The organism is Streptomyces sp. NPDC102258, assembly GCF_055584685.1.
Map to the genome: position 1 here is coordinate 295,115 of NZ_JBVJLO010000002.1, position 25,458 is coordinate 320,572.

Annotated in this window: 23 protein-coding genes; 11 read left to right on the forward strand and 12 right to left on the reverse strand. The window is 73.3% G+C overall.

Annotated elements, in window-relative coordinates:
- Positions 1-56: 56 nt before the first annotated feature.
- The gene (locus ACZ6ZT_RS04505; protein WP_469715443.1) at positions 57-452 is read right to left on the reverse strand and encodes a TOBE domain-containing protein; all 396 of its coding nucleotides are present in this window, start codon (positions 450-452) and stop codon (positions 57-59) included.
- Between the two features lie 123 nt (positions 453-575).
- Between ACZ6ZT_RS04505 and ACZ6ZT_RS04510 the strand changes: the two genes are divergently transcribed.
- Positions 576-962: an RNA-binding S4 domain-containing protein gene (locus ACZ6ZT_RS04510; RefSeq protein WP_469715445.1), complete on the forward strand. Its 387-nt coding sequence runs from the start codon at positions 576-578 to the stop codon at positions 960-962.
- A gap of 63 nt (positions 963-1,025) precedes the next feature.
- Here the strand turns inward: ACZ6ZT_RS04510 and ACZ6ZT_RS04515 are convergent, their stop codons facing one another.
- The 3 genes from ACZ6ZT_RS04515 to dhaK form a co-directional block, all read right to left on the reverse strand.
- Positions 1,026-1,433, reverse strand: a complete 408-nt coding sequence (locus ACZ6ZT_RS04515; RefSeq protein WP_469715446.1) for a PTS-dependent dihydroxyacetone kinase phosphotransferase subunit DhaM — start codon at positions 1,431-1,433, stop codon at positions 1,026-1,028.
- Entirely contained in the window at positions 1,430-2,038 is a 609-nt protein-coding gene (gene dhaL, locus ACZ6ZT_RS04520; RefSeq protein ID WP_469715448.1) for a dihydroxyacetone kinase subunit DhaL, read from the reverse strand. The genes ACZ6ZT_RS04515 and dhaL overlap by 4 nt, the downstream gene beginning before the upstream one ends.
- Before the next feature lie 62 nt (positions 2,039-2,100).
- Positions 2,101-3,105 (reverse strand): dihydroxyacetone kinase subunit DhaK, encoded by a 1,005-nt coding sequence (dhaK, locus tag ACZ6ZT_RS04525; protein WP_469715450.1) that lies wholly within the window; start codon positions 3,103-3,105, stop codon positions 2,101-2,103.
- Positions 3,106-3,523: 418 nt separating this feature from the next.
- Between dhaK and ACZ6ZT_RS04530 the strand changes: the two genes are divergently transcribed.
- The 4 genes from ACZ6ZT_RS04530 (at position 3,524) to ACZ6ZT_RS04545 (ending at position 9,939) form a co-directional block, all read left to right on the forward strand.
- Positions 3,524-4,558: a terpene synthase family protein gene (locus ACZ6ZT_RS04530; protein ID WP_469715451.1), complete on the forward strand. Its 1,035-nt coding sequence runs from the start codon at positions 3,524-3,526 to the stop codon at positions 4,556-4,558.
- Between the two features lie 14 nt (positions 4,559-4,572).
- On the forward strand, positions 4,573-5,925 hold the full coding sequence (locus ACZ6ZT_RS04535; protein WP_469715452.1) for a cytochrome P450: 1,353 nt from the start codon (positions 4,573-4,575) through the stop codon (positions 5,923-5,925).
- Between the two features lie 212 nt (positions 5,926-6,137).
- Positions 6,138-9,041 carry a helix-turn-helix transcriptional regulator gene (locus ACZ6ZT_RS04540; RefSeq protein ID WP_469715453.1) on the forward strand — a complete coding sequence of 968 codons (2,904 nt, stop codon included), beginning with the start codon at positions 6,138-6,140 and terminating at the stop codon, positions 9,039-9,041.
- Positions 9,042-9,285: 244 nt separating this feature from the next.
- On the forward strand, positions 9,286-9,939 hold the full coding sequence (locus ACZ6ZT_RS04545) for a fasciclin domain-containing protein (protein ID WP_469715455.1): 654 nt from the start codon (positions 9,286-9,288) through the stop codon (positions 9,937-9,939).
- 22 nt (positions 9,940-9,961) lie between these two features.
- On the opposite strand, the gene ACZ6ZT_RS04550 is transcribed toward ACZ6ZT_RS04545, so the two are convergent.
- Positions 9,962-10,252, reverse strand: a complete 291-nt coding sequence (locus ACZ6ZT_RS04550) for a DUF1232 domain-containing protein (RefSeq protein WP_469715458.1) — start codon at positions 10,250-10,252, stop codon at positions 9,962-9,964.
- A gap of 17 nt (positions 10,253-10,269) precedes the next feature.
- A complete protein-coding gene (locus ACZ6ZT_RS04555; RefSeq protein ID WP_469715460.1) occupies positions 10,270-10,734 on the reverse strand; it encodes a MarR family winged helix-turn-helix transcriptional regulator in 465 nt (154 codons plus the stop codon).
- Between the two features lie 111 nt (positions 10,735-10,845).
- On the opposite strand from ACZ6ZT_RS04555, the gene ACZ6ZT_RS04560 reads away from it, so the two are divergent.
- Both ACZ6ZT_RS04560 and ACZ6ZT_RS04565 read left to right on the forward strand, forming a co-directional pair.
- The gene (locus ACZ6ZT_RS04560; RefSeq protein WP_469715461.1) at positions 10,846-11,415 is read left to right on the forward strand and encodes a DoxX family protein; all 570 of its coding nucleotides are present in this window, start codon (positions 10,846-10,848) and stop codon (positions 11,413-11,415) included.
- A 121-nt stretch (positions 11,416-11,536) separates the two neighbouring features.
- Complete coding sequence (locus tag ACZ6ZT_RS04565; RefSeq protein ID WP_469715463.1) at positions 11,537-13,345, forward strand: glycoside hydrolase family 15 protein; 1,809 nt, start codon at positions 11,537-11,539, stop codon at positions 13,343-13,345.
- A gap of 9 nt (positions 13,346-13,354) precedes the next feature.
- Here ACZ6ZT_RS04565 and ACZ6ZT_RS04570 read toward each other — a convergent pair whose 3' ends face one another.
- Entirely contained in the window at positions 13,355-14,761 is a 1,407-nt protein-coding gene (locus ACZ6ZT_RS04570; RefSeq protein ID WP_469715464.1) for an APC family permease, read from the reverse strand.
- A 310-nt stretch (positions 14,762-15,071) separates the two neighbouring features.
- On the reverse strand, positions 15,072-17,372 hold the full coding sequence (locus ACZ6ZT_RS04575) for a PP2C family protein-serine/threonine phosphatase (protein ID WP_469715466.1): 2,301 nt from the start codon (positions 17,370-17,372) through the stop codon (positions 15,072-15,074).
- On the opposite strand from ACZ6ZT_RS04575, the gene ACZ6ZT_RS04580 reads away from it, so the two are divergent.
- Positions 17,371-18,093: a class I SAM-dependent methyltransferase gene (locus tag ACZ6ZT_RS04580; RefSeq protein ID WP_469715467.1), complete on the forward strand. Its 723-nt coding sequence runs from the start codon at positions 17,371-17,373 to the stop codon at positions 18,091-18,093. The two genes, ACZ6ZT_RS04575 and ACZ6ZT_RS04580, sit on opposite strands and share 2 nt — an antisense overlap.
- Before the next feature lie 7 nt (positions 18,094-18,100).
- Here ACZ6ZT_RS04580 and ACZ6ZT_RS04585 read toward each other — a convergent pair whose 3' ends face one another.
- A complete protein-coding gene (locus tag ACZ6ZT_RS04585) occupies positions 18,101-19,024 on the reverse strand; it encodes an alpha/beta hydrolase fold domain-containing protein (RefSeq protein WP_469715469.1) in 924 nt (307 codons plus the stop codon).
- Positions 19,025-19,252: 228 nt separating this feature from the next.
- Between ACZ6ZT_RS04585 and tdh the strand changes: the two genes are divergently transcribed.
- The 3 genes from tdh (at position 19,253) to ACZ6ZT_RS04600 (ending at position 22,646) form a co-directional block, all read left to right on the forward strand.
- Positions 19,253-20,281, forward strand: coding sequence for an L-threonine 3-dehydrogenase (tdh, locus tag ACZ6ZT_RS04590; protein ID WP_469715472.1), 1,029 nt, complete (start codon positions 19,253-19,255; stop codon positions 20,279-20,281).
- A 229-nt stretch (positions 20,282-20,510) separates the two neighbouring features.
- Positions 20,511-21,719 carry a glycine C-acetyltransferase gene (locus ACZ6ZT_RS04595; RefSeq protein ID WP_469715475.1) on the forward strand — a complete coding sequence of 403 codons (1,209 nt, stop codon included), beginning with the start codon at positions 20,511-20,513 and terminating at the stop codon, positions 21,717-21,719.
- Positions 21,720-21,731: 12 nt separating this feature from the next.
- Positions 21,732-22,646 carry a LysR family transcriptional regulator gene (locus ACZ6ZT_RS04600; RefSeq protein ID WP_469715478.1) on the forward strand — a complete coding sequence of 305 codons (915 nt, stop codon included), beginning with the start codon at positions 21,732-21,734 and terminating at the stop codon, positions 22,644-22,646.
- Between the two features lie 31 nt (positions 22,647-22,677).
- Here the strand turns inward: ACZ6ZT_RS04600 and ACZ6ZT_RS04605 are convergent, their stop codons facing one another.
- From ACZ6ZT_RS04605 to ACZ6ZT_RS04615, 3 genes are all read right to left on the reverse strand, one after another.
- Complete coding sequence (locus ACZ6ZT_RS04605; protein ID WP_469715481.1) at positions 22,678-23,133, reverse strand: ferrous iron transport protein A; 456 nt, start codon at positions 23,131-23,133, stop codon at positions 22,678-22,680.
- Between the two features lie 216 nt (positions 23,134-23,349).
- The gene (locus ACZ6ZT_RS04610) at positions 23,350-24,405 is read right to left on the reverse strand and encodes an LAETG motif-containing sortase-dependent surface protein (RefSeq protein ID WP_469715483.1); all 1,056 of its coding nucleotides are present in this window, start codon (positions 24,403-24,405) and stop codon (positions 23,350-23,352) included.
- 153 nt (positions 24,406-24,558) lie between these two features.
- Entirely contained in the window at positions 24,559-25,374 is an 816-nt protein-coding gene (locus tag ACZ6ZT_RS04615; protein WP_469715484.1) for a DeoR/GlpR family DNA-binding transcription regulator, read from the reverse strand.
- Between the last annotated feature and the right edge of the window lie 84 nt (positions 25,375-25,458).

Consider the following 25,458-nt stretch of genomic DNA (forward strand, 5'->3'; position numbering starts at 1 on the left):
GAAAGGGTGGGCGTGAGCGGGGTGAGCGGCAGGGCGGGCGGAGCGGCGGACCGGCTTCAGGTGCGGTCGATGTGCACGTTGGTCGACTTCACGCGGGCGGTGGCCTGCATGCCGACTTCCAGGCCGAGTTCCTCGACGGCCTCGCGGGTGAGCAGCGAGACCAGCCGGTGGGGACCGGCCTGGATCTCGACCTGGGCGGCCACGTCGCCGAGTTTGACGGCGGTGACGATGCCCGGGAACGCGTTGCGCGCCGAGGTGTAGGGCTCCCCCTCCTCGGTGTGGGCGCCCTGCCCGACTTCGATGGAGAAGGCCGCCAGATCCCGGCCGTTGATCAGGCGCCGGCCGCCCTCGTCGCGATGGGTCGCGACCCGGCCGGCGTCGGCCCAGCGGCGGGCCGTGTCCGGGCTGACGCCGAGCAGACGTGCCGCCTGTCCGATGGTGTAGGACTGCATGTGCGACAAGGTAGGGGCACCTACCGCGCATGTGCAATCCAGTTGGGATGATCTCCCTTGCAGATGCCAAGCCGTTTGTGTTATCCGCCGAAGCTTCTTCCGCCTCGGCGTTAGAGTCGGGGCATGGCTGATGCACAGATGGAGACGGGAGCCGCCCGGGTGGACGCCTGGATCTGGTCGGTCCGTCTGACGAAGACCCGCTCGCTCGCGGCCACCGCCTGCCGGGCGGGGCACGTCAAAGTCAACGGGGAGCGCGCGAAGCCGGCGCAGCCGGTGCGCGCGGGGGACGAGGTACGGCTCTTCCATGGCGGCCGCGAACGGATCGTCGTGGTCCGGCGGCCGGTGACCAAGCGGGTCGGGCCCCCGGTCGCCGCCGAATGCTTCATCGACAACAGCCCGCCGCCGCCCACCCCCGTGGAGGCCGCCGTCGTCGGCATCCGCGACCGCGGCGCGGGCCGCCCGACGAAGCGCGAACGCCGCGAGATCGAGTCCCTGCGCGGCCGCCCCTAGCGTCCGGCGGTCACTGGAAGAGGGGCCCGGCCCCCCGTCCCGGCGCCGCCGGTGCGGGGGGTGTCAGGCCTTGCGGTAGGCGTACGCCTCCGCGGCGGACGCGGCCACCGCTTCGGCCGGGGCGCCGGCCGAAGCGGCCACCACCGCCGCGACCGCGCCCTCCAGGAAGGGGGCGTCCGCGAGGCGGGAGCCGGGCGGGAGTTCCTCGTCCTCCAGCAGGGCCTTCACGGTCAGGACCGAGCTGCCGAGGTCCGCGAGGAGCACCACTCCCGCGCCCCCGTCCACCGACGCGGCCGCCGCGAGGACCAGATCCGCGCTCGTGCCCAGCCCGCCGTCGGGGCCGCCGCCCGCCGGGGCCACCGGCGCCACCGCCCCGCCGGCCGCCAGGCCCCGGGCCAGCTCCGCCACCGCCTGCGCGACCGGCGCGCTGTGCGACACCAGCACGATCCCGACCAGCGGCCCGGCGTTCACGCGGCACCGTCCGCGGCTTCGGCGAGGGCGCGCAGCAGCAGCGCCGAGGAAGTGGCCCCGGGATCCTGATGGCCCACGCTGCGCTCTCCGAGGTAACTGGCGCGGCCCTTGTGCGCCAGCATGGGCGTGGTCGCCCGCGCGCCGTTCTCCGCCGCGTCCCCGGCGGCGGCGTAGGAGGTGGCGAGCGCCTCGACACCCGGTACCAGGGCGTCCAGCATCGTCTTGTCCCCCGGCGCCGCCCCGCCGAGCTGCGCCACCGCGCCGACGCCCGCGTGGAGTGCCTCGCGCAGCGCCTCGTCGGAGACCTCGGCGGCGTCCCCGAGCTCCTTGCCGGTACGCCGCAGCAGGGTCCCGTACAGCGGACCGGAGGCGCCGCCGACGGTGGAGATCAGCGTCCGGCCCGCCAGCTGGAGCAGCGCCCCCGGCGCGGCCCCGCCGTCCGCCCCGTCCAGTGCCGCGCGGACGGCCACGAAGCCGCGCAGCAGGTTGTTGCCGTGGTCGGCGTCCCCGATGGGGGAGTCGAGCTCGGTCAGCCGGTCGGCCTCCCGCTCCACCGCCGCGGTGGCGGCCTCCAACCAGCGTCGGAAGAACTCTGCGTCGCGCACCGGATCTCCTCGTCTCGCACCCGCTCGGACGGTCCCGTCCGCCAGCCTACGTTCAGCGTGCCTCAGCGGCCCCAGCGCAGCGCGGGCGTCTGCACGGGCGCGTCCCACAGGCGCAGCAGCTCGTCGTCGGCCCGGCACAGGGTCACCGAGCAGCCCGCCATGTCCAGGGAGGTCACGTAGTTGCCGACGAGCGACCGTGCCACGGGCACCCCGCGGGCCTCCAGCACCCGGGCCACCTCCGCGTGGAACCCGTACAGCTCCAGCAGCGGGGTCGCGCCCATCCCGTTGACGAGGGCCAGCACCGGCGCGTCCGACGGGCCGGACCGCACGAGGTCCTCCAGTACGGCGCCCACCGCGAACTCCGCGATCTCCCGCGAGGTCATCATCGCCCGCCGCTCCCGGCCGGGCTCGCCGTGGATGCCGATGCCCAACTCCAGTTCCCCGTCGGGCAGGTCGAAGGTCGGGCTGCCCTTCGCGGGGGTGGTGCAGGCGCTGAGCGCGACGCCGAAGCTGCGCGAGGAGTCGTTGACCCGCCGGGCGATCGCCGCCACCTGGTCCAGCGGGGCCCCCTCCTCGGCGGCCGCCCCGGCGATCTTCTCGACGAACAGGGTCGCCCCGGTGCCGCGCCGGCCGGCCGTGTAGAGGCTGTCGGTGACGGCCACGTCGTCGTTGACCAGGACCCGCTCGATCCGTACGCCGTCCTCCTCGGCCAGCTCCGCCGCCATCTGGAAGTTGAGCACGTCCCCGGTGTAGTTCTTCACGATGAACAGCACGCCCTGCCCGGACTCGACGGCCCCGGCCGCCCGCAGCATCTGGTCCGGAACCGGTGAGGTGAACACCTCCCCCGGACAGGCGGCCGACAGCATCCCGTATCCCACGAAGCCCGCGTGCAGCGGTTCGTGACCGGACCCGCCGCCGGAGACCAGGCCGACCCGCCCGCCGCCGCGCGCGTCGCGGCGTACGACGACCCGGTGCTCGACGTCCACGTCGAGGTCGGGGTGGGCGGCCGCCAGGCCGCGCAGCGCGTCGGCGACGACCGTGTCCGCGGTGTTGATCAGCATCCTCATGGTTGTCTCCCGGTGAGATCGAGGGGACCCGACACGACCGGTGCCCGGTCACGTTCCCACCTATACCGGACGCCGTACCCACTCGAAGTGTAGGCCGCGGGACCCCGGTGCCGCCGCGTATGCCGGTAGCATATTCGAGGCGAAAGCACTTTCGGTATTTTCCGGATTAATTCATCTTCTCCTCTCGTCCTACATTGACAGTACGCTGCGGCCTGCGAGTTAATTAGTTCTACGGTGGCCTGATGTGGTCGTGCGTCGGCTGGATCTGGTCGCTTGGTGACCGGTTTCCTTTCGGCGGCCGCAGCCCGCTGCCGCGACGATGCCGCAGCACAGAGGTCTCTTCACACGATCGCGACGGGCGCCGGTCGTGCAGGTGAGCGGGTATTGGCGAATTCGGACTCTTTTCATGGGGGGATCAATGACCCGGCTCGACTCTTTCTCTGTTCCCGACTTTCACCTTCCGTTCGGGAACTCCAAGCATCCGCAGGCCGCCCAGGCCAACGCCGAAGCCACCACGTGGGTGGTGCGCCACGAACTCGTGACCGACGCGGTCGAACAATTCGCGGGGATCGGCTTCGGTCATCTCGCGGGGCGGGTGAGCGGTGAGGTGCCCTACGAGACGGTCGTCCTGCTCGCCGAGTGGATGGCGTGGTCGTTCGTCCTGGACGACCAGCACGACCACCTCATCAGGACGGGTGAACTGGCCGCCTGGCGGCCGGTGGTGGACACCATCACCACGTACCTGGAGACGGGGTCGACCGCCGGCGCGCCGGCCCGCAACCCCCTGGTGAACGGGTTCACCGACCTGTGCGACCGCATCCTGGCCGGCATGCCCGAGGGCCCCGCGGCCCGCTACCGGGCCCATGTCCCGCTCATGCTGCGCTCCCTGGACCAGGAGGCGGGCAACCGCGGGGCGGCCGGCCGCCCGACGGTCGACGACTATGTGCTGATGCGCCGGCACAGCTCCCAACTGCTGCCGATGATGGACATGGTGGAGGCGGGCCTCGGTCTGGACGTGCCGCAGCGCATCCACGACCTGCCCGAGTACCGGGCGCTGACGGCGAGCGCCATCGACGTCATCTCCTGGGGCAACGACGTGTTCTCCCTGCCGAAGGAGTACTCCTGCGGGGACAACAACAACCTCGTCTCCCTGATCTCCTCCTGGGAGGGCTGCTCGCTCCCCGACGCGGTCCGGGCGGTCGAAGGCCGCATCCAGACCCGGATCGAGGAGTACCTGGCCGCCGAACGGCTGCTGGAGGAGACGCTGGACGCCCGCGGGGAGAGCGACCCGGAGGTGCGCGAGGCCGTTTCCCGGATGGTGCGCAGTTATGAAGACTGGATCATCGGCGCGGATCTGTGGCAGCGTTACGAGTGCACGCGGTACAGCGACGAACGGTTCGCGGCCGGGCTGGAGTCTGCGTACACCCGCCCCGGCCTGGTCTCGGTGGCATGACAGGGAGTCGGTCCATGGCACAGGTGGAGCATCCCGGCCCGGTGGTCAACGCCCCCGTGGCCCCGGGGCGGTTACCGGTTCTGGGTCACGCGCTACAGCTGTGGCGGCAGCCGATCGCGTTCCTGGAGTCCCTGCGCGACCACGGCGGGATCGTGCGGCTCGACATCGGCACCTGGCCCGTGTACGTCCTCACCAGCCCCGAGCACGTCCACGCCGTACTCGTCCAGCAGGCGCAGCGGTTCGGGCGCGGCCGGGTCTTCGACCGGCTCCGCCCGATGTTCGGCAACGGCATCGTGACGACCGACGGCGACTTCCACCGCAAACAGCGCCGCATGATGCAGCCGGCGTTCCACCGCGGCCACATCACCGAGTACGCCGAGGTGATGGGCCGCCAGGCGCGGGCGATGACCTCCTCGTGGGTCTCGGGCCGCGAGGTCTCGATGGTCAACGAGACCCGCACCTACGCCCTTTCCTCGGTCGCCGAGATGATCTTCTCGGGGGACCTGAGCCGGCCGGCCGTCGAGGAGGTGCACCGCTCGCTGCCGATCGTCCTGGAGGGCATGCTGATGCGCGCGGTCATGCCCAAGTCGCTGGACCGGCTGCCCGTTCCGCAGAACCGGCGCTTCGACGCGGCCGCCGCCCGGCTGCGCGGGATCATCGACCAGGTGATCGCGCGGTACGAGGCGGCGGGGGAGGGGCGCCAGGACCTGCTGTCGCTCCTGCTGTCCAGTGTGGACGCCGAGACCGGCGCCATGATGAGCCCCGAGCAGGTGCGCGACGAGGTGATCGCCATCATGTTCGCCGGTACGGAGACCTCGGCGACCACCCTCGCCTGGATCTTCCACGAGCTCGGCCGTCACCCCGAGGTGCAGCGGCGCCTCCAGGCGGAGGTCGACGAGGTGGTGGGCACCGGCCCGGTCCGCGCCGAGGACCTGTCCCGGCTGACGTACGCGAACCACGTCTTCCAGGAGGCGCTGCGCCTGCACTCGCCGCTGCTGTTCACCCGGCGCGCGCTGGTCCCGCTCACCCTGGGCGGGATCTCCATCCCGCTCGGCGCCGAACTGGCCTACAGCCCTTACGCGTTGCACCGGGACCCGGCCCTGTTCCCCAATCCCTCGGTCTTCGACCCGGACCGCTGGCTCGGGGACGCCGCCGACAGCCCGCGGGACCACCGCTACGTCCCGTTCGGGGCCGGCCAGCACAAGTGCATCGGCGACACGTTCGCGGTGGCGGAGATCCTCACGGCACTGGCGACGGTGGCCTCGCGGTGGACCCTGACCCCGGCCCCGGGGGTCACGGTGCGTGAGGTTCCGGCTGGGATTCCCCAGCCGAGTGAACTGCCGATGATTCCCATAGCCCGCGATTGACGGAATCTGACCGATCCTGTCCTGGTCGGGGTTGATCTTCGGCCGTTTCCAGCCGATTTCCGTCAATCCGTTAATGTCACACCGCAATGAAGCCCGCCGAGAGTACAGCATTGCTCCCGCAGGAGTGGTGAGATGCCGCAATATTAAGTTTAAGCAGCAACATCTCGCCCCCAGGGTCATACACTCGGCCGCACGCGCAGGAGGGGGCAGGAATGTCACATGTCACGGAACCGAGGGGTGGGGCGTCGCAGTCCCTCCTGGAGCGGGAATCCGAAATTCTGGCGATCCACCGCGCGGTGGACGAACTCTTCGGACTCTCCGACAGCGGTTCGGCCACCCGCCGCGGCGGCGTGCTGACCTTCGCCGGATCGGGCGGGATAGGCAAGACCACCCTGCTGGCCGAGGCCCGCCGGCACGCCGCCGAGCGGGGCTGCACCGTCCTGTCCGCACGGGGCGGCGAGCAGGAGAAGCAGGTTCCGTTCCACGTCATGCGCCAGCTCATCCAGCCGACGTTCGCCGCCCTGAGCGAGGACGAACGGCGCGACGTGCTCGGCAGCTGGCACGGTATCGTCGCCCCGGCGCTCGGCCTGACCGCCTCGCCCAAGGGCCCGGCGGCGCCCGACCCGCAGGGCGTGCGCGACGGCCTGGACTGGGTCGTCACGCATTTAGCGGTCCGCAGCGGCGCCCCCGTCGTACTCGTCCTCGACGACGCGCACTGGGCCGACGCCGAGTCCCTGGCCTGGCTGGCCTCCTTCGCGACCCGGGCCGAGGAACTCGCCATGCTGATCATGGTGGCCTGCCGACCGGACGAGATCCCGGCCGACGCCGCCCCGTTGCGCGCCCTGCTGGGCCGCCAGGGAGCCCGGCCGCACGAACTGGCCCCGCTCACCACGAGCGCGGTGGCCCGCATCGTGCGCGAAGCCCTCGGCGAGAGCGCCGACGACATGTTCTGCCGCGAATGCTGGGCGATCACCGGCGGCAACCCCTTCGAGGTCGTCGAACTCGGCATGAAGGGCCGTGACCGCGGCCTCAAACCCCACCAGGACAACATCCCGCAGCTCCGCGACCTGGCCTCGGCCGTCAAGGGCAGCGGCCTGATCGAGCGGCTCGAACAGCTCGGCCCCTCCACCGTCCGGCTCGCCTGGGCGGCCGCCGTCCTCGGCAACGCGGTCCCGGTCGGCATCGTGGGGAGCGTCGCCGCACTCGGCGACGCCCAGACCGCCGACGCCATCGACCAGCTGCGGTCGGCGCGTATCCTCACCGTCCTGACGAGCCTGCAGCGCAAGGAGGTCGTGGAGTTCTTCCACCCCCTCATCGCCACGGCCGTCTACCGCTCGATCCCGCCCGGCGTCCGCGTCGGCATGCACGGGATGGCCGCCACGGCCCTCGTCGACGCGGGGCTCGGCTCCGGGGCCGCCGCCCGCCACCTCCTGGAGATGCACCCCGAGGGCGACCCGTGGGTGGTCCAGCAGCTGCGCCGGGCGGCCGGGGAGAGCTTCTCCGCCGGAGCACCCGACGCCGCGCGCCGCTATCTGGCCCGCGCCCTGCGCGAACCGCCGGACGCGGAACACCGGGCCCAGGTCCTCTTCGAGCTCGGCTCCGCCAACCTCCTGCACGACCCCATGACCACCATCAACCAGCTCCGGACCGCACTGGAGGAACCGGGGACCGCGCAGGAACTGCGGGAGCAGATCACCTACCGGCTCGCCCAGGCCCTCGGCCACACGGGACAACTGGCCGCGGCGGCCGAACTCCTCGCCGAGGAGGCCCGCAGCGCCACCAACTCCCGCACCCGGCTGCGCATGCAGGCCGAACAGTTCAAGTGGAACTCCGTCCGGGTCGACGAGGAGAACTCGCCCGCCCGCTCCCGGCTCCTCGCCCAGTTCGCCAAGCGGCTCGCCGGCCGCGGACTGGCCGAGCGGCACATCCTGGGCCTGCGCGCCTGGGACGCCACCGTACGCGGCGAACCGGCGGCCACCGCCCTGGAGTACGCGGAGCAGGCGCTCGAAGGCGGCATGAGCTGGACCGACCAGGACTTCGGGTTCGAGGTGCCCGCCGTGGTGGCCATCAGCCTCATGTACTGCGACCAGCCGGGCCGCGCCGAGGAGCTCTTCAACAACGGCATCGTGGAGTTCGAGGCGAAGGGCTGGCGCGGGGCGCACCTGTCGTTCGTCTACACCCTGCTCGGTTACGTCCGCTACCGGCGCGGACGGCTCGCCGAGGCCGAGGACTTCGTCCGCAACGGACTGCAGATCGCCGACCGCGTCGGCCAGGACATCCCGGCCCAGTGGTACGCCATCGGCACCCTCATCGAGACGCTGCTCGCCCGGGGCAACGTCTCCGAGGCCAAGCAGGTCGCCCGCACCTACCGGCTGGCCGACGGGTTCCCGCGGGCGGTCGTCTACCCGGACCCGCAGGCCGCGTACGGCAAACTGCTGCTGGCGCAAGGGCGGATCGACGAGGCCGAGCACCATCTCGCGGCGGCCGGAAAACGTCTCGATCTGCGCGGCACCCGCAACCCGTCGTGGAGCCCCTGGCAGCTCGACCTGGCTCTCGCCCAGGTCACCCACGACACCGAGCTGGCCCGGGCCACCGCCGCCGAAGCGCTCTCCCGCGCCCGGGCGTTCGGAGCGCCCAGCATCATCGGGCACGCCCTGCGGGTCTCCGCGGCGGCCGCGGATCCGGCCCGCGCCGCCGTGCTGCTCAAGGAGGCGGTGGGGCATCTCGAACAGTCCCCGGCCGCCTACGAACTCGCCCACGCCCTCATCGACCACGGCACGGCCCTGCACACCCTCGGCGATCCGCACCTCGCCGCCCAGCAGCTCTACCGGGGCATGGAGACCGCCTCCCTCTGTGGCGCCGACGCGCTGGTCAGCCGGGCGCGCGCCCAGCTGGCGTCCGCCGGACTGCGCCCGCGCCGGCTGTACACCGCGGAGCGGGACTCCCTGACCGTCGCGGAGCACGAGGTGGCGCGCCGGGCCGCCGAGGGCCTGGACAACGCGGCGATCGCCAAGGAGACGCACAGCGACGCGCGGGCGGTCTCCGAGCTGCTGTCCGCGGTCTTCACCAAGCTGGGCACCGACCGTCAGGGCCTCGCCCGGGCCCTGCGGGACTGACCGGACGACCCGGCTGACCGGGCTGACCGGACCGACCCGGAGGCGGGCCGTCGCACCTCGTGCGGCGGCCCGCCTTCCGGTGTGCGCCCGGGGCCCTTGCCGGGGTGGGCGGACCGGCCGGCCGGTCCGCACGCCGACCCATCCGCCGTCGGTCCCGCTCCGAAGACCAGGTGTGAGCATCGACCGCGGCCCCGGCGCCTCGGTTTCCGGCTCTGTCGACCACCTGGGAGAACCCGTCATGAACATGAGCACGATTCGGTTCCGTCGCACCGCCGTCGCCGTAGCCGCCGCCGCGGTGCTGCCCTTCGCGCTCGCCGCCTGCTCCTCCGATTCCGGTGACGACGCGGCGTACGGGAGCGCCCCCGCGGCCGACGGGGCCGCCGCCTCCCCGGGCAGTGCCGGTTCACCGGCCGCCGCCGCGGCGGACCAGCCGTTCGGTCCGGGCTGCGCCGGGGTGCCCAAGGAGGGCGCGGGCAGCTTCGACGGCATGGCCAAGGACCCCGTCGCGACCGCCGCCTCCAACAATCCGGCGCTGTCCACGCTGGTCGCCGCCGTCAAGAAGGCCGGGCTGGTAGACACCCTGAACAACGCGAAGGACCTGACCGTCTTCGCCCCGACCAACGACGCGTTCGCCAAGATCCCGAAGGCGGACCTGGACAAGGTGCTGGCCGACAAGGCCACGCTGACCAAGATCCTCACGTACCACGTCGTCGGACAGGCGCTCACCCCCGCGCAGCTGGAGAGCGGCTCCTTCGACACCCTGGAGAAGGGGAAGATCACGGCGGCCGGCGCGGGCGGGGCCTACAAGATCAACGGCATCTCGAACGTGGTCTGCGGCAACGTCCCGACCGCGAACGCGACCGTCTACATCGTCGACACCGTCCTGATGCCGAAGTAGCGGGCGCCGGGCGGCCGCGCCGTCAGAGGGTCCGGTCGGCGGGCCCCCTGGCGGCGGCCGCGGCCGCGTGCAGGGACTTCAGCGCCAGCAGCAGGACGCCGATGTCGTCCAGGTAGACCGGGTCCGGGATCAGGTCCACGGGGGAGAGGGTGTACACGACCGCCACCCAGAACAGCGCCTTGTCGCGCAGCGGGATGCCCGCGTCCAGCAGCAGCCGGCGCGCCGCGAAGACCCGTACCAGCAGTACCGCGGCGGTGACCGCCAGCCCGAGGGCGAGGACCACGGCGAGGATGATCCAGACTGTTCCGTCCATGCGGCGCTCCTACCCCGTCAGGCGCCCTGTTCGCGCAGCCGGCGGCTGACTTCGCCGAGACCGGCGGCCAGCGCGTCCAGTTGCCCGGGGGTCAGGACGTCCACGAGGACCTCCCGTACGGTGGCCACGTGCCCGGGCGCGGCCGCCTCCAGCCGGGCGAGGCCCGCCTCGGTGAGGACGGCGAAGACCCCGCGCACGTCGGACGGGCAGCTGCGGCGGCGGACGAGGCCGGCCTTCTCCATCTGGGTGACCTGGTAGGTCAGCCCGCTCTTCGAATTGATCAGGCCATTGGCGAGTTCCGTCATCCGCAGTTCGCGGTCGGGCGCCGCGGCGAGCCGCACGAGGATCTCGTACTGCGGATGGGAGAGGCCGGAGTCGTCCTTGAGCTGTTGGTCGAGACGCCGGTTCACCAGGGCGGACGCGGCGAGGAAACCGCTCCAGGCGTGCATCTCGCGGTCGTCCAGCCATCTCGTTTCAGCCATGGATCCAGCCTACACGGGTTGTTCCAATTTGAATCAGTGGTTAGGGTCGCAGGGTCGGTTCGAATTTGAACTACTCCCCTCGGGCCGGCCCGACCGGAAGGAACACCCCCCATGACCAGCGCCTCCGCCCCCACGACGAAGGCCCCGGCCGGCGCCCCGGCCGCGCAGTCCCCCGCCCCCGCCGCCTCCACCGCCCCGTACGACGCCGGCCTGCTGCTCCTGCGCGTCGTGCTCGGTCTGACGGTCGCCGCCCACGGCGTCCAGAAGCTCTTCGGCTGGTTCGGTGGCGGCGGCATCAGCGGCACCGGCCAGTTCTTCACCGCGAGCGGCTACCCGGCCGGCGAGGCGATGGCCACCCTCGCCGGTCTGACCGAGACCCTCGGCGGCCTCGCCCTCGCCGCCGGCCTGCTCACCCCGCTCGCCGGCGCGGCCGTGCTCGGCACGATGATCAACGCCGCCGCCGTGCACGGCGCCGGATCCTTCTTCGCCCCCAAGGGCGCGGAGTACGAGTTCCTGCTCGCCGTGGGCGCCGCGGCCCTCACCCTCACCGGCCCCGGCCGCTACGCCGTCGACCGCCTCCTGCCCGTCCCGGCCCTGCGCACCCACCGACTGCCCCTGGGCGCCCAGGCCCTGGCCCTCGGCGTGGTCCTCGCGGCCGTGACGCTCCTCGTACGCAACTAGCCGCCGCGCCCGACCGGCTCCGGCAGGCGTCATCCTCCTGCCGGAGCTGCCGGGCCGTCAGCCAGTGGATCAACGACCGACACCCTGATTGCCCCCGGGCATTCGGGGGAACAGCGGAGAAATGACACAACCCATCGAAGACTACGCACTCATCGGCGACCTGATGACCAGTGGACTGGTGGGCCGCGACGGGTCCATCGACTGGCTGTGCCTGCCCCGCTTCGACTCCGCGGCCTGTTTCGCCGCCCTCCTCGGCGACGAGGAGAACGGCCACTGGCGCATCGCCCCCGAGAGCGCCGCCCCCGGCGACCGGTGCACGCGGCGGGCCTACGTCGACGGCACCCTGGTCCTGGAGTCCTACTGGGAGACCGCCGAGGGCACCGTCAAGGTCACCGACTTCATGCCCCAGCGCGACACCGCCCCCGACGTGATGCGGATCGTCGAGGGGATCTCCGGCCGGGTCACCGTCCGCAGCACCCTGCGGCTGCGCTTCGACTACGGCCACGTCGTGCCCTGGGTGCGGCGCAGCGAGGGGGACCGGGTCGCGGTCGCCGGACCCGACTCCGCCTGGTTCCGCAGCGAACCGCCCGTCCGCACCTGGGGCGAGGACAACAGCACCCGCTCGGAGTTCACCGTGGACCCCGGGGAGCAGGTGGCCTTCGTCCTGACCTGGCACCCCTCGCACGAACCGCGCCCCGCGCGCGTCGACCCGTACGAGGCGCTCCGCCAGAGCCTCGCCGACTGGCGGGAGTGGTCGGACGTCTGCAGTTACGAGGGACCCCACCGGGAAGCCGTGCTCCGCTCCCTCATCACCCTCAAGGCCCTCACCTACGCCCCCACCGGCGGGATCGTCGCCGCCGCCACCACCTCCCTGCCGGAGGAGCTCGGCGGCGTCCGGAACTGGGACTACCGCTACTGCTGGCTGCGCGACTCCACCCTGACCCTCGGCGCGCTGATGTCCACCGGCTACATCGAAGAGGCCCGCGCCTGGCGCCACTGGCTGCTGCGCGCCGTCGCCGGCGACCCGGCCGACCTCCAGATCATGTACGGCATCGCGGGTGAGCGCCGGATCCCCGAGACCGACCTGCCCTGGCTGCGCGGGTACGCCGGCTCCGCGCCCGTACGCGTCGGCAACGCCGCCGTCGACCAGCTCCAGCTCGACGTGTACGGCGAGGTCCTTGACTCCCTGGACCTGGCCCGCTCGACCGGCCTGGCCCCGGAACGGCACGCCTGGAAGATCCAGCTCGCCCTGCTGGACTTCCTGGAGCGCAACTGGCGCCGCCCCGACGAGGGGCTGTGGGAGGTGCGCGGACCCCGCCGGCACTTCGTGCACTCGAAGGTGATGGCGTGGGTCGCCGCCGACCGGGCCGTACGGGCGCTGGAGGCCGACCCGGACATGCCCGGGGACATCGAGCGCTGGCGGGCGATAAGGGACGAGGTCCACCGCGACGTCTGCGAGAACGGCTTCGACACCGAGCGGGGCACCTTCACCCAGTACTACGGCTCCCGCGAACTCGACGCGGCCACTCTCCTCATCCCCCGCGTCGGCTTCCTGCCGCCCGACGACCCGCGCGTCATCGGTACCGTCGACGCGGTCCGGGCCGAGCTCGGCGCCAACGGCCTGGTCCGCCGCTACAGCACCGACGGCGGCCCCTCCGTCGACGGGCTTCCCGGCGACGAAGGGGCCTTCCTGGCCTGCTCGTTCTGGCTGGCGGACGCGCTGTACATGACCGGCCGGGAGAAGGAGGCCCGGGCCCTGTTCGAGCGGCTGCTGGAGACCTGCAACGACGTGGGCCTGCTGGCGGAGGAGTACGACCCCGTCGGCTGCCGCCAACTCGGCAACTTCCCCCAGGCGTTCAGCCACGTCGGCCTGGTCAACACCGCGCTCACCCTGGCCGGGGGAGCCCCGACCGGCCGGCGCGACGGCTGACCGGCGGGGTCAGTCCGCCAGCCCCTCCTCGGTCTCCGGAATGCTCACCAGCCAGCGCGTGTCCTTGCGCGGCCGCAGGTACAGGGCCCAGTACAGGGTGGCCACGGCGGTGATCCCGCCGGTCCACAGCAGGTACTGGGTCTCCTGCTGCGTGAGGATGTACGCGAGTACGAGGATCAGCGCGACCGGCACGGCCGGCCACAGCGGCATCCGCCAGGCGGAGGCCTGCCCGTGCGCGCCGCGCCGGCTGAACAGCGCGGCCACCGCCACCAGCAGGTACATGCCGGTCACCGACACGCCCGTCACCCCGTACAGGGTGTCGAGGTTGACGAAGCACATCGCCGCGCCCGGGACGCCGACGAGCAGGGTGGCCACCCACGGGGAGCCGAAGCGGCCCAGGCGCGCCAGGCCGCGGTTGACGGGCTCGGGCCAGGCCTTGTCGCGGGCGGAGGCGAACAGCACGCGGGAGTTCTGGATGACCATGACGATGCCCGCGTTGACGATGGCCAGGGCCACGCACAGGCTGACGAAGGTGCCGACGGCGGAGTTCGACCAGGCGGTCACCATCGCGCCGAGGTCACCGGCGGCGAGCGCGTCGAGGTCCGGGGCGCCCATGGTGATGGCGATGACCGGGACCAGGATGACGGCGGTGGAGATGGCCAGGGTGGCGAGCACCGTCCGCGGGACGTTGCGGCGCGGCTTCTCCAGCTCCTCCGAGAGGTACACGGCGGTGGAGAAGCCCTGGGTGATGAACAGGGCGATGGCGAGCCCGGAGACCACCATCATCGCCGTCACGGTGGAGGTGCCGCCGCCCCCGGCGGCCACCTGCCCGTGCACCAGGGCGTCGGCGCCCCGCTCACTGTGGGCGAAGCCGAGCACGGCGACCAGCGCGGCGGCGATCACCTCCAGGACGAGGAAGATGCCGGTGATCCAGGCGTTGGCCCGCAGGTCGAGCAGTCCGGCGAGGGTGGCGAGCAGCATCACGGCGCCGCCGGCCACCGGGGCCGGTATGTCGACCACCGGAGAGAGGTAGTCGGCGGTCCCCATGGCGATCACCGGGGGCACGATCATCACCACGAGCAGGGACAGGACGAAGACCAGCCAGCCCGCGAGTCGCCCGGCCAGGGTGGACACCATGGCGTACTCGCCGCCGGCGCTGGGGATGAGCGTGCCCAGCTCGGAATAGCAGAACGCCACCCCGACGCAGAGCAGCGAGCCGATGGCGATGGTGAGCGCGGTCCAGGTGCCGAGGCTGGAGAACAGATCGGGGACGACGACGAAGAGGGTCGAGGCAGGCGTCACGCACGAGAGCGTGAGCAGGGTCCCGCCGACGACGCCGATGGAACGCTTGAGCTTCTGCGGGACGGGCCCGGTGGCGGGGGCGAGGGCCTGGGGAGCGCTGATCGTGTCAGTCATCGGGGCGGTGTTCCGATCGGCAGGTGCGGTGGGGGAGAGCGGGAGCGGTATCGCCTCCGGGGCGGTGGTGGGCACGGTGTTCGCGGGGCTCCCGGGCCGCTATGCAAGCTGTACGGGATCCGCAGGTCAAGAGCTGTTCATGTGCGGATTCCATCGCGGGACGGCCCCGCGGAGCCCCGGAACGCGCGTCAAGGCCGCGTAAACGCTGACCGGGGGAGGGGCGCGGAAACCGCAGCCCCCGCGCGATGAATTTTCTTCCGCTTTGCTGGATCGATGCGCACCGTCGGCCGTTCCGTCACCGCGCCGGGCCTTACGGATCTTCGCCGGTCCGGGTGGCCAGCAGCAGGGCGATGTCGTCGGGCCGGTCCGCCGTGTTCCCCGGCCCGGCGACCAGCCGGTCGGCCGTCTCCGTCAGCGGGGACGGCCGGGCCGCCGCCAGCGCCGCGCGCAGCCGCTCGACCCCCTCGTCGATGTCCGTGCCCGGGATTTCCACCAGCCCGTCGGTGTACAGGGCGAGCACCGCGCCCCGCTCCATACGCAGCTCGGTCACCGGGTAGTCGGCGCCCGCGTCGATGCCGAGCACCAGGCCGCCGGGCAGGTCCAGCACCTCGGCGGTGCCGTCGGGGTGGCGCAGCAGCGGCTGCGGGTGCCCGGCGCGGACGGCCGTCGCCCGGCCGGTCCCCGGGTCGAGCAGGACGTAGCAGCAACTGGCGAACTGGCCCGGGTCCAGGTCGATCAGCAGCTGGTTCGTCCCCCGCACCACCTCGTCTGGGGTGTTGCCGCTCAGCGCGAAGGCCCGTACCGCGCTGCGGAGTTGGCCCATGGTGGAGGCGGCGGCCACGCCGTGGCCCTGGACGTCCCCGATGACCAGCGCCAGCGGTCCGGCGCGCGTCGCGATCACGTCGTACCAGTCGCCGCCGATGTCCATGCCGACCGTCCCGGGCAGGTACCGGCCCACCGTGTCCACGTCCTCCAGGACCGGCAGCCGGTGCGGCAGCAGGGCCGACTGGAGGCCGCGGGCGAGCGCCGCCTCGCTGTCGTAGCGCCGCGCCCGCTCCAGGGCCTGCGCGATCAGGCCGGCCAGCGCGGTGAGCACCGTACGCTCCTGCGGGCCGAAGCCGCGCGGGGTGTCGAAGCCGAGGATGCAGGAGCCGACGGGACGGCCGGAGGCGATCAGCGGCAGGAAGGCGCGGGCGCCGACGTCGGCGTCCAGCGGGATCCCCGGGTAGGCCTCGGCGAGGTGCCCCATCGACTCGAAGAACAGCGGCCGGCCCGTGGTCAGGGTCTCCACGCCGGGCAGCCGCACGTCCAGTGACACCCCGTCGAAGCGGTCGAGGAACCCCTTCGGGAAGCCGGTCTCCCAGGCCAGGTGCAGGTGCCGCTCGTTCAGTACGTAGATGGCCAGCTGGCGGCCGCCGAACGCGGGCAGCAGCTCCTCGGTGACCACCGCCGACACCTGGCGGGCGGTCACCGCCTCCGTCAGCGCGATGGCGAGGGCGACCGGCCGGTACAGCGCCGACGCCTGATCGGCCGGCGAGCCGGGGCCGGCCCCCGGCGGGGCCACCGCACCGGGCGCGTACGCGGGCTCCTCGACGGAGCCGATGATCACGCTCACCCCGTCCGGCCCGGGGTGCAGGCCCACCGTCACCCAGTCACCGTCCGGGCCCGTACCGCGCCGGGCCGGGAAGCGCACGGGCACGGGGGACAGGAACACACCCCGGAAGTGGTCCTCGTAGGCGGGGCGGCCCAGCCAGGGCAGCGCCTCCCAGAGCAGCCGCCCGCGCAGCGGGGGCCCGCCCCCTCCCGGGAGGTCCCCGGCGAGGGTCTCGGCGGCGGAGTTGGCGAAGCCGATCCGGCCCTCGCGGTCGATGGACAGGACCGCCTGCGCCAGCCGGTCCACGGTCTCCCGGGCGTCCCCGCCCCCGCCGCTCCGGGGCGGGACCACCTCGACCGGATCGCCGCTCCACCGCACCGGGCCGGCCCCCGTCTCCGGCCCGGCCAGCTCCGCGGCGAGGGCGTCGGCGGCCTCACGCAGCCGCTCCCGGTCCACCGCCCCGACCGGGACCCCGGGGGTCGCCGGGCGGAGCACGAACAGCACCCCGTACCGCTCCGGCCCGTCGGTGACGGGCTCGTACAGGGAGGCGAGCATGAAGGGCAGCCCGGCCATCAGCTGGGGGAAGCGGCGCATGGCCGCCTCCTGGTCCGGCAGGTGCACGGACTGTCCCGAGCGGTAGGCCTCGGCGACCGGGTACGGGCGGTGCACCTGCATCCGCCACCAGGGGCGGAACAGCGGCCCCGGCAGCCCCGTCACCACCGCCAGCCGCAGCAGATCGGGCGACTCGGAGCGCAGGTAGACGCCGCCCGCGTACCCGCCGAGGGCTTCCACGGCGTTCACGGCGGCATGCGCGAGCACCTGGGCCGTGGCGTCATCGTCCGGTCTCGCCGTCACACAGCCAGCATGCGCCCGCGCCGCCCCCCGCCGCACCCCGGCCCGGCGGCCCGTCGCGGGGACCCGTACGTCGTAGCCGATGGCCCGAACGCCTCCCCCGTGCGGGGGACGCGGGCGCGCGCGGGCCGTCGCGCGGCCCGGCAGCGGGGAGCATGCCGGCATGCACCAGCCCGCCGACACGGCCACGCACCCGGCGCCCCGGGCGGCCTTCACCGCCGCCGACGCCCACACGCTGCGCACCGCACTGGACGCCCTGGGCGGGGTCCGCGACCTCGACGCCCTCGACGTGGCCTGCGGACACGGTGCGACCGCCGCGCTGCTCGCGAACGGCGGCGCCCGGCGCACGGTCGGCGTCGACAGCTGCCCCGACCGTCTGCGCCGTGCCCGGGAAGCCGCTCCCGACCGCGTCGAGTACGTCCTCGCCGACGCGGTCGACATGCCCCGGCTCGGCCCCTTCGACCTGGCCACCGCCGTGTACCTGTTCAGCCACGCCGCCGACCGCGAATCGCTGCACGCGATGTTCCGCGGCATCCGGGCCAACCTCCGCCCCGGTGGGCGGCTGCTGGCCCTGGTGCGCAACCCGGGCGGCTCCCCGCCCGCGGACTGGTCCCCGTACGGGGTGCGGATCCTCGACCGGCTGCCGGAGGGCGACGCTCCGCTGCTGAGGGCGCAGTTCCTGACCGAACCCCCGCAGCACTTCGAGTACCGCGAATGGGCGCACTCCGACTTCGCGGAGGCCGCCGTCGACGCAGGGTTCGCCACCGTCGCCTGGCAGCCCAGCCGCACCCCGCCCGCCGACCCGGCCGAGCCGGCGCGCGACGAGGCGTACTGGAGCGCCTACCGCGCCCGGCCGGTCAGCTCGCTCATGACCTGTACGGCGTAAGGCCCCGTCATGTCCAGGGGGCGGGATCGGACGCGGTGGCCCTGATCAGCTCGACGATGCGGTCCCGGGCGGCGCGGCCCTCCGGGACCGGGAGCAGCGGGTACAGGTGCGGCAGGCCGGCCTCCTCGTGCCAGTCCACCTCGACCCCGGCCGCGCGGGCCCGGCGCGACAGCTCCCGGCTGTCGGTGCTGAGCATGTCCCGGGTGCCGGTGAACACCGACAGCGGCGCCAGCCCCTCGAAGGAGCCGTGCAGCGGGCTCACCCGGGGGTCGTCGGCCGCGAGGTTCCCCGCGTACAGCCGGCCCGCCTCGGCCAGGCCCGGCCGGGCCAGCAGCGGATCGGCGGGCTCGATCGCCGCCTGGGCGGGGTCGCTCATGCTGACGTCCAGCCAGGGGGAGATCAGCACGATCCGGGACGGCTGGGCCCCGGTGCGCCCGCGCAGCCGCTGCGCGGCGGCCAGCGCCAGCCCGGCCCCCGCCGAATCGCCCAGCAGTACCGTGCCGCCCGCGCCGCCGCCCTCGATCAGGCCGCTCAGCAGGTCGGCGGCGACCGGGACGGTACGGTCGGCGGTCCCGCGCGGCGCCAGGATGTACGCCGGTACGACGACCCGGGCGCGCGCCCGCGTCACGAGATGGCGGATCAGCGACCAGTGCGGCCGGTCCAGCTCGTCGATGAACGCGCCGCCGTGTACGTACAGCACCCGCGCCAAGGGCTCCGCGCCGCGCGGGGAGACGTCGTACACCGGCCAGGCTCCGACGAAGGTCCGCGTCACGTCCGCGACCCGCCCCAGCGAACGCGGCGGCAGGTGCGAGGCGGGCCGGCGGGCCGACTCGGCCACCTTGGCCCGGACCGCTTCCGCCGTCGCGAACCGTCTTCGCCGCCCCGTCGCGACCAGTGCGGCCGAAAGCGCCCTGCTGCGCAGACTCGGCACGCCCCTCACCTCCCCTTTTCCCACCGGAGCGGGACCTTCCGCCGGATCCTTCCCCGGGCCCCGTCCCCCTCACTGGAGGAGCATAGGCGTGAAGCTGCGCTGTCGGCCCGCTTAAGAAAGTCTCGATGGACTGATCACCGCGCCGATCGGCAGATTGGTGCACGTCACCCTCGCCACGCGCGCACCAGCGCGCACGGCGCCCCCTTCCGCATGCCTGGAGCCACCGCCATGAAGGCACTCGTCAAGCACAAGGCCGAGCCCGGGCTGTGGCTCATGGACGTCCCCGAGCCCGAGTACGGCCCCGGCGACGTGCTGATCAGGGTGCTGCGTACCGGCATCTGCGGCACCGACCTGCACATCCGGGCCTGGGACGGCTGGGCGCAGGGCGCGGTCAAGACCCCGCTCGTCCTCGGCCACGAGTTCGTCGGCGAGGTCGCCGCACTGGGCGCGGACGTCCGGGACATCGAGATCGGCGCCCTGGTCAGCGGCGAGGGCCACCTGGTGTGCGGGAAGTGCCGCAACTGCCTGGCCGGCCGCCGCCACCTGTGCCGCAGCACCATCGGGCTGGGCGTCGGGCGCGACGGGGCCTTCGCCGAATACGTCGTGCTGCCCGCCCAGAACGTGTGGGTGCACCGCACCGCCGTGGACCTCGACGTCGCGGCGATCTTCGACCCCTTCGGCAACGCCGTGCACACCGCGCTGTCCTTCCCGCTGGTCGGCGAGGACGTGCTGATCACCGGCGCGGGCCCGATCGGCATCATGGCGGCGGCCGTCGCCCGGCACGCCGGCGCGCGCAACGTGGTGATCACCGACGTCAGCCCGGAGCGGCTGGACATCGCCCGCAAGGCGGGCGCCACCCTCGCGGTGAACGTCGCCGAGTCCTCCATCGCCGAGGCTCAGGCCCGGCTGGGGCTGCGCGAGGGCTTCGACGTGGGCCTGGAGATGTCCGGCCGCGGCGAGGCGATGCGCGACATGATCGACAACATGACGCACGGCGGCCGGATCGCCATGCTGGGCCTGTCGGCGCAGGAGTTCGCGGTGGACTGGGCGAAGGTCGTCACCTCGATGATCACCATCAAGGGGATCTACGGCCGCGAGATGTTCGAGACCTGGTACGCGATGACCGTGCTGCTGGAGGGCGGGCTCGACCTGTCCCCGGTCATCACCGGCCGCTACGCGCACCGCGACTTCGAGGCCGCCTTCGACGAGGCGTCCACGGCCCGCAGCGGCAAGATCATCCTGGACTGGACGAAGTAGGCCCCCGCGCCGGGCCCCCGGCCGCACCGCCGGGGTCCTGGATTCGGCCGGGCCCGCCGAGGCCCCGGGGCCGGTGGCGCCACTGACGGGTGGGCGCACCACCGCATCCGCACGACCGCGCAACCACACGAGACCATCTCCCTACGGCCGGGCCCCGCCCACCCCCCTCCGCGGGGCCCGGCCCCCTTCCGTCCGCCGGACGGCACACCGCACAAGGAGAAACGAAGCCATGTTCGAGTCCGTCCGCGACGACCTTCGCGCCACCCTCGACGAGATCCGCGCCGCGGGCCTGCACAAGCCCGAGCGCGTCATCGGGACCCCGCAGAACGCCGCCGTCGCGGTCACCGCGGGCGGCGCCCCGGGCGAGGTCCTGAACTTCTGCGCCAACAACTACCTCGGCCTCGCCGACCACCCCGAGGTCGTCGCCGCCGCGAAGGACGCCCTCGACCGCTGGGGCTACGGCATGGCCTCCGTCCGCTTCATCTGCGGCACGCAGGAGGTGCACAAGGAGCTGGAGGCGCGGCTGTCGTCCTTCCTCGGCCAGGAGGACACGATCCTCTACTCCTCCTGCTTCGACGCCAACGGCGGCGTCTTCGAGACCCTGCTCGGCGCCGAGGACGCGGTGATCTCCGACGCCCTCAACCACGCCTCCATCATCGACGGCATCCGCCTCTCCAAGGCCCGCCGCTTCCGCTACGCCAACCGCGACATGGCCGAGCTGGAGGCGCGCCTGAAGGAGGCCACCGAGGGCGGTGCCCGCCGCAAGCTGATCGTCACCGACGGCGTGTTCTCCATGGACGGCTACGTCGCCCCGCTCGCCGAGATCTGCGACCTGGCCGACCGCTACGACGCCATGGTCATGGTCGACGACTCGCACGCCGTCGGCTTCGTCGGCCCCGGCGGCCGCGGCACCCCCGAACTGCACGGCGTCATGGACCGCGTCGACATCATCACCGGCACCCTCGGCAAGGCCCTCGGCGGCGCCTCCGGCGGCTACGTCGCGGCCCGCACCGAGATCGTCGAGCTGCTGCGCCAGCGCTCGCGCCCGTACCTCTTCTCCAACTCCCTCGCCCCGGTGATTGCCGCCGCCTCCCTGAAGGTCCTCGACCTGCTGGAGTCCGCGGGCGACCTGCGCGAGCGGCTCGCGGCCAACACCGCGCTCTTCCGCTCGAAGATGACCGAGGCGGGCTTCGAGATCCTGCCCGGCGACCACGCCATCGCCCCCGTCATGATCGGCGACGCCGCCGAGGCCGCGAAGATGGCCGAGCTGCTGCTGGAGCGCGGCGTGTACGTGATCGGCTTCTCCTACCCGGTCGTCCCGATGGGCGCCGCGCGGATCCGCGTCCAGCTCTCGGCGGCCCACTCCACGGCCGACGTGGAGCGCGCGGTGGCCGCCTTCACCGACGCCCGTGCGGCGCTGGGCCCGTCCGCCGGCTGAGACAATGGAGGGGTGATCGACCCCCGCCGGCTGCGCATCCTGCGGGCCGTGGCGGACCACCGTACGGTGACCGCCGCGGCCGCAGCCCTGTACCTCACCCCCTCCGCCGTGTCCCAGCAGCTCGCCGCGCTGGAGCAGGAGACCGGCCACGCCCTGCTGACCCGCAGCGGGCGGGGCGTACGGCTCACCGCGGCCGGGGAGATCCTGCTCGGCCACACCCACGAGGTGCTGGCCCAGCTGGAGCGCGCCGAGGCCGAACTCGCCGCCTACGCGGGCGGATCGGCGGGCGAGGTCACGGTGGCCGCCTTCGCCACCGGAATCGCCGAGGTGCTGGCGCCGGCCCTCTCGCGCCTCGCGCTGGACCACCCGGGCATCCGGCTGCGGGTCCGCGACGCCGAGGGCGACCAGAGCCTGCCGATGCTGCTGGACGGGGAGGCCGACGTGGCCCTGGCCGTCGAGTACCGGGGCGGTCCCGGCGCGGACGACGCCCGGCTGTCGGTGCTCCCGCTCTACGCGGAGCCCTTCGACGCCGTCCTGCCCGCCGGGCATCCGCTGGCCGACCTCCCGGCGGTGGCGCTGGCGGACCTGTCCGACGCGGAGTGGGTGGGCCAGTACCCCGGCAACCCGTGCCACGACGTGACCCTGCTGGCCTGCGAACTGGCGGGCTTCCAGCCCCGCTTCGCGCACTCCTCCGACGACTTCCGGGCCGTGACGGCCCTGGTGGGCGCGGGGGCCGGGGTGGCCCTCGTACCGCGCTCGGCGCTGCGCGGCATGGACCTCAAGGAGGTCCGGGTCCGCCCGGTGACCGGACCGGCCGCCACCCGCCGCGTCTTCGCCGCCACCCGCCGCGGCGCCGAGTCGCACCCCCTGATCGCCCCGGTGCTGGCGGCCCTGTCGCGCGAGGCGGAACGGCTCCCGGCGCACTGACCGTTCCCCGTCCGCCCCGCGCGGCTGGTTCCTAAGAGCGGATCGCCTGTCGCCAGATCGTGGCGTCGAAGGTGAGGTAGGAGCTGGCGGCCTTGGGGTCGGGAAGAGCCCGGATCTCGATGAGTCCTACATTGGCCTTGTTGACGACGCAGAGCTGGGTCCCCGGCGTCAGTTCGGCCACCTCCAGCCGGCGGACGTAGCGGGTGTCGGAGGTGCAGACGTCCAGCGATCCCTGCTGGCCGGGGTCCAGCCGGACGACCGTGCCTCCGGACGAGTGCGGCGGAGGCGTTGCGGTGACGGTCTCGCGGACGTTCCTGGCCGTGGGGGAGTTGACGATCGTGGGCAGACCGAAAAACCCCAGCAGGAGTCCGATGACCCCGGTCACCGCCGAGATCAGCGCCGCCCATTCGGCGATGCGGCGACCCGACCGGGGAGGTTGCTCGGGAGGCACTCCGGATCCCGGCGGGGTCGGGGACTCTGCACTCATCGACTGCTCCCTCTGCCTCGTGATGACGTGCACGCGGGAATCGGGCCAACGGGGCGGCCCGGAAAGCGTGTTGCCGCCATACAACCCCATGCGCCGACAGCGCAGGAGGAATTCCCACGGGTCCGCGGGCTGAGCCGTCCGTGATGGCGCCGGGGCGCTTCCGGATCTTGTCGGCGACGGCACGGGCCGGGGTGCGGAAGATCCGGAAGGCCGGGCCTAGTTCGCGGCCCGGCGGCGGCGGACGAGGAAGACGGCGCCAGCGCCGGCGATCACCGCCGCGCCGCCGACCGCGGCGACGGTCGGCAGGGCGGAGGAGGAGCCGGTCTCGGCGAGACGGCCGCTCACCGGCAGCTCGGCGCGGCCGCCCTGGGGCGCGGGCTTGGGGTGGCCGTCACCCTTGGCGTCCGGCAGACCCGGCGTGCCGGGCTTGGCGGGCTTGCCCTTGGCGTCGTCGACGCTGCCGGGCTTCGCGCCGGGGGCCAGGACGGTGAAGTCGAACTGGCTGATGTGGTCGGAACCGCACTGCCCGTCCTCACCGTAGGAGAAGCCGAGGGTGAAGAAGTAACCGTTGCCGGGCGTGGCCTTGTCGCCGACCTTGATGCGCATGCGGGCGTCCGCGTACTCGCCGGGCTTCAGGTTCTTGGCGGTGGCGAACCCGTAGTCGTCGAAGATGCCCGCGCCGTCGCCCTGGATCGGCTTCCACTGGCCGGTGCCCGGGTTGAACCACTCGACGGTGACGGCCAGTTGGGCGATGTCGTGCAGCTTCGGGTCGGCGGTGCCGAGCCAGAGGGAGACGTCCGTCTCCGTCACCTTGGTCTTCGACACGTTGGAGACGCGGTACGTGAACTCGTGCCAGCCCGAACCGGCCACGATCTTGCCGGGCAGGCCGCGGAGCGAGGTCTTGCCGCGCTCCTCCTCCGGGACGCCGGAGCAGAAGGCGGGACGGGAGTACGAGGGCGACGGCGTGGCCGCCGGGGCGGTGCCCGACGGGGACGTGCCCGGCTTCGCGGAGGCGCCCGGCTTGGCGGACGAGCCGGGCTCGGCGGAGGCCCCGGGCCGGCCGGAACCGTCCGCGCCGCCGGTCGTGCCCTCGTCGGAGTGGCCCGGCGCCGGGGTGCCCGAGACGTGACCACCGGTCGGAACGGACGGCGCCACCGAGGCGGTCGGCGCAGGGGTCACCCCCTCCGCGTGGGCGGCCGGCGCGGCGAGCAGGGCCACGGGCCCGACGGCGGCCATGACGGCGGTGGTGGCCAGGAAACGCTGCAGCTTCATGGGGTCCTTCTGGTCGGGTCTCGGAAGGCCGGCGCGAAAGGTTCCACCCGGCACCGGCCTTCCGTGGTCGTCCAGTTGACCGGTTCGCCCGGCAAGAGGTTGTAGTCCCCACCCGGTTCGTGATCATGGTCACAGCCGGCATCGGACGGCCCGTCAGACCCGGATCACCTCGACGCCCGCCGCCCGGAAGGAGCGGACGCCCGCCTCCGGGAACGCCGTGTCCGTCACCAGGACGTCGATCTCGGAGGTGGCGCAGATGCGGGCGAAGGCGCGGACCCCGAGCTTGCTGGAGTCGGCGGCGATGACCACCCGGCGGGCGCGCTCGCACAGCAGGCGGTTCATCGCGGCCTCGTCCTCGTGGCGGGTGGCGGCCCCGTCGACCGGGTCGAAGGCGTCCACGCCGAGGACGGCGGTGTCCATCGTGAGCTGCCCCAGGACCTGTTGGGCCAGGGGGCCGGTCAGCTCGTAGGACTGGGGGCGGGCCACGCCCCCCGTCAGGACGATCTTGAACTGCGGCCGGATCACCAGTTCGCCGGCGATGTTCAGGGCGTTGGTCACCACGGTCAGCGCGGGCGAACCGGCGGGGGGACCGGCGGACGGACCGGCGGGGGAGCCGACGGCCAGGTCCGCGCGGGCCGCGAGGGCGCGGGCCACCTCGGTCGTCGTGGTGCCGCCGGTCAGGCCGATGACCTCGCCCGGGGCGATCAGCGCCGCCACGGCCCCGCTGATCCGCAGCTTCTCGGCGGCCCGCCGGGAGGTGCGGTAGCGCAGGGGGAGTTCGTACGAGACGCCGTGGGGCACCGCCCCGCCGCGCGTGCGCACCAGCAACTGCTGTTCGGCGAGCTGGTCGAGGTCACGGCGGATCGTCGCGGCGGACACGCCGAGGACCTCGGCGGCCGGTTCCACCTCCAGGCCGCCCCGCTCCACGAGCAGGTCCAGCAGCCGCTGCCAGCGTTCCTTGCGGGTCATGGCGCCCCTCCCGTGTGCTCCCCGGGACGCTCACCCGGCCCCGCCGTCGAGATTAACCCAGGCGATCACCCCGTGGATGCTTGA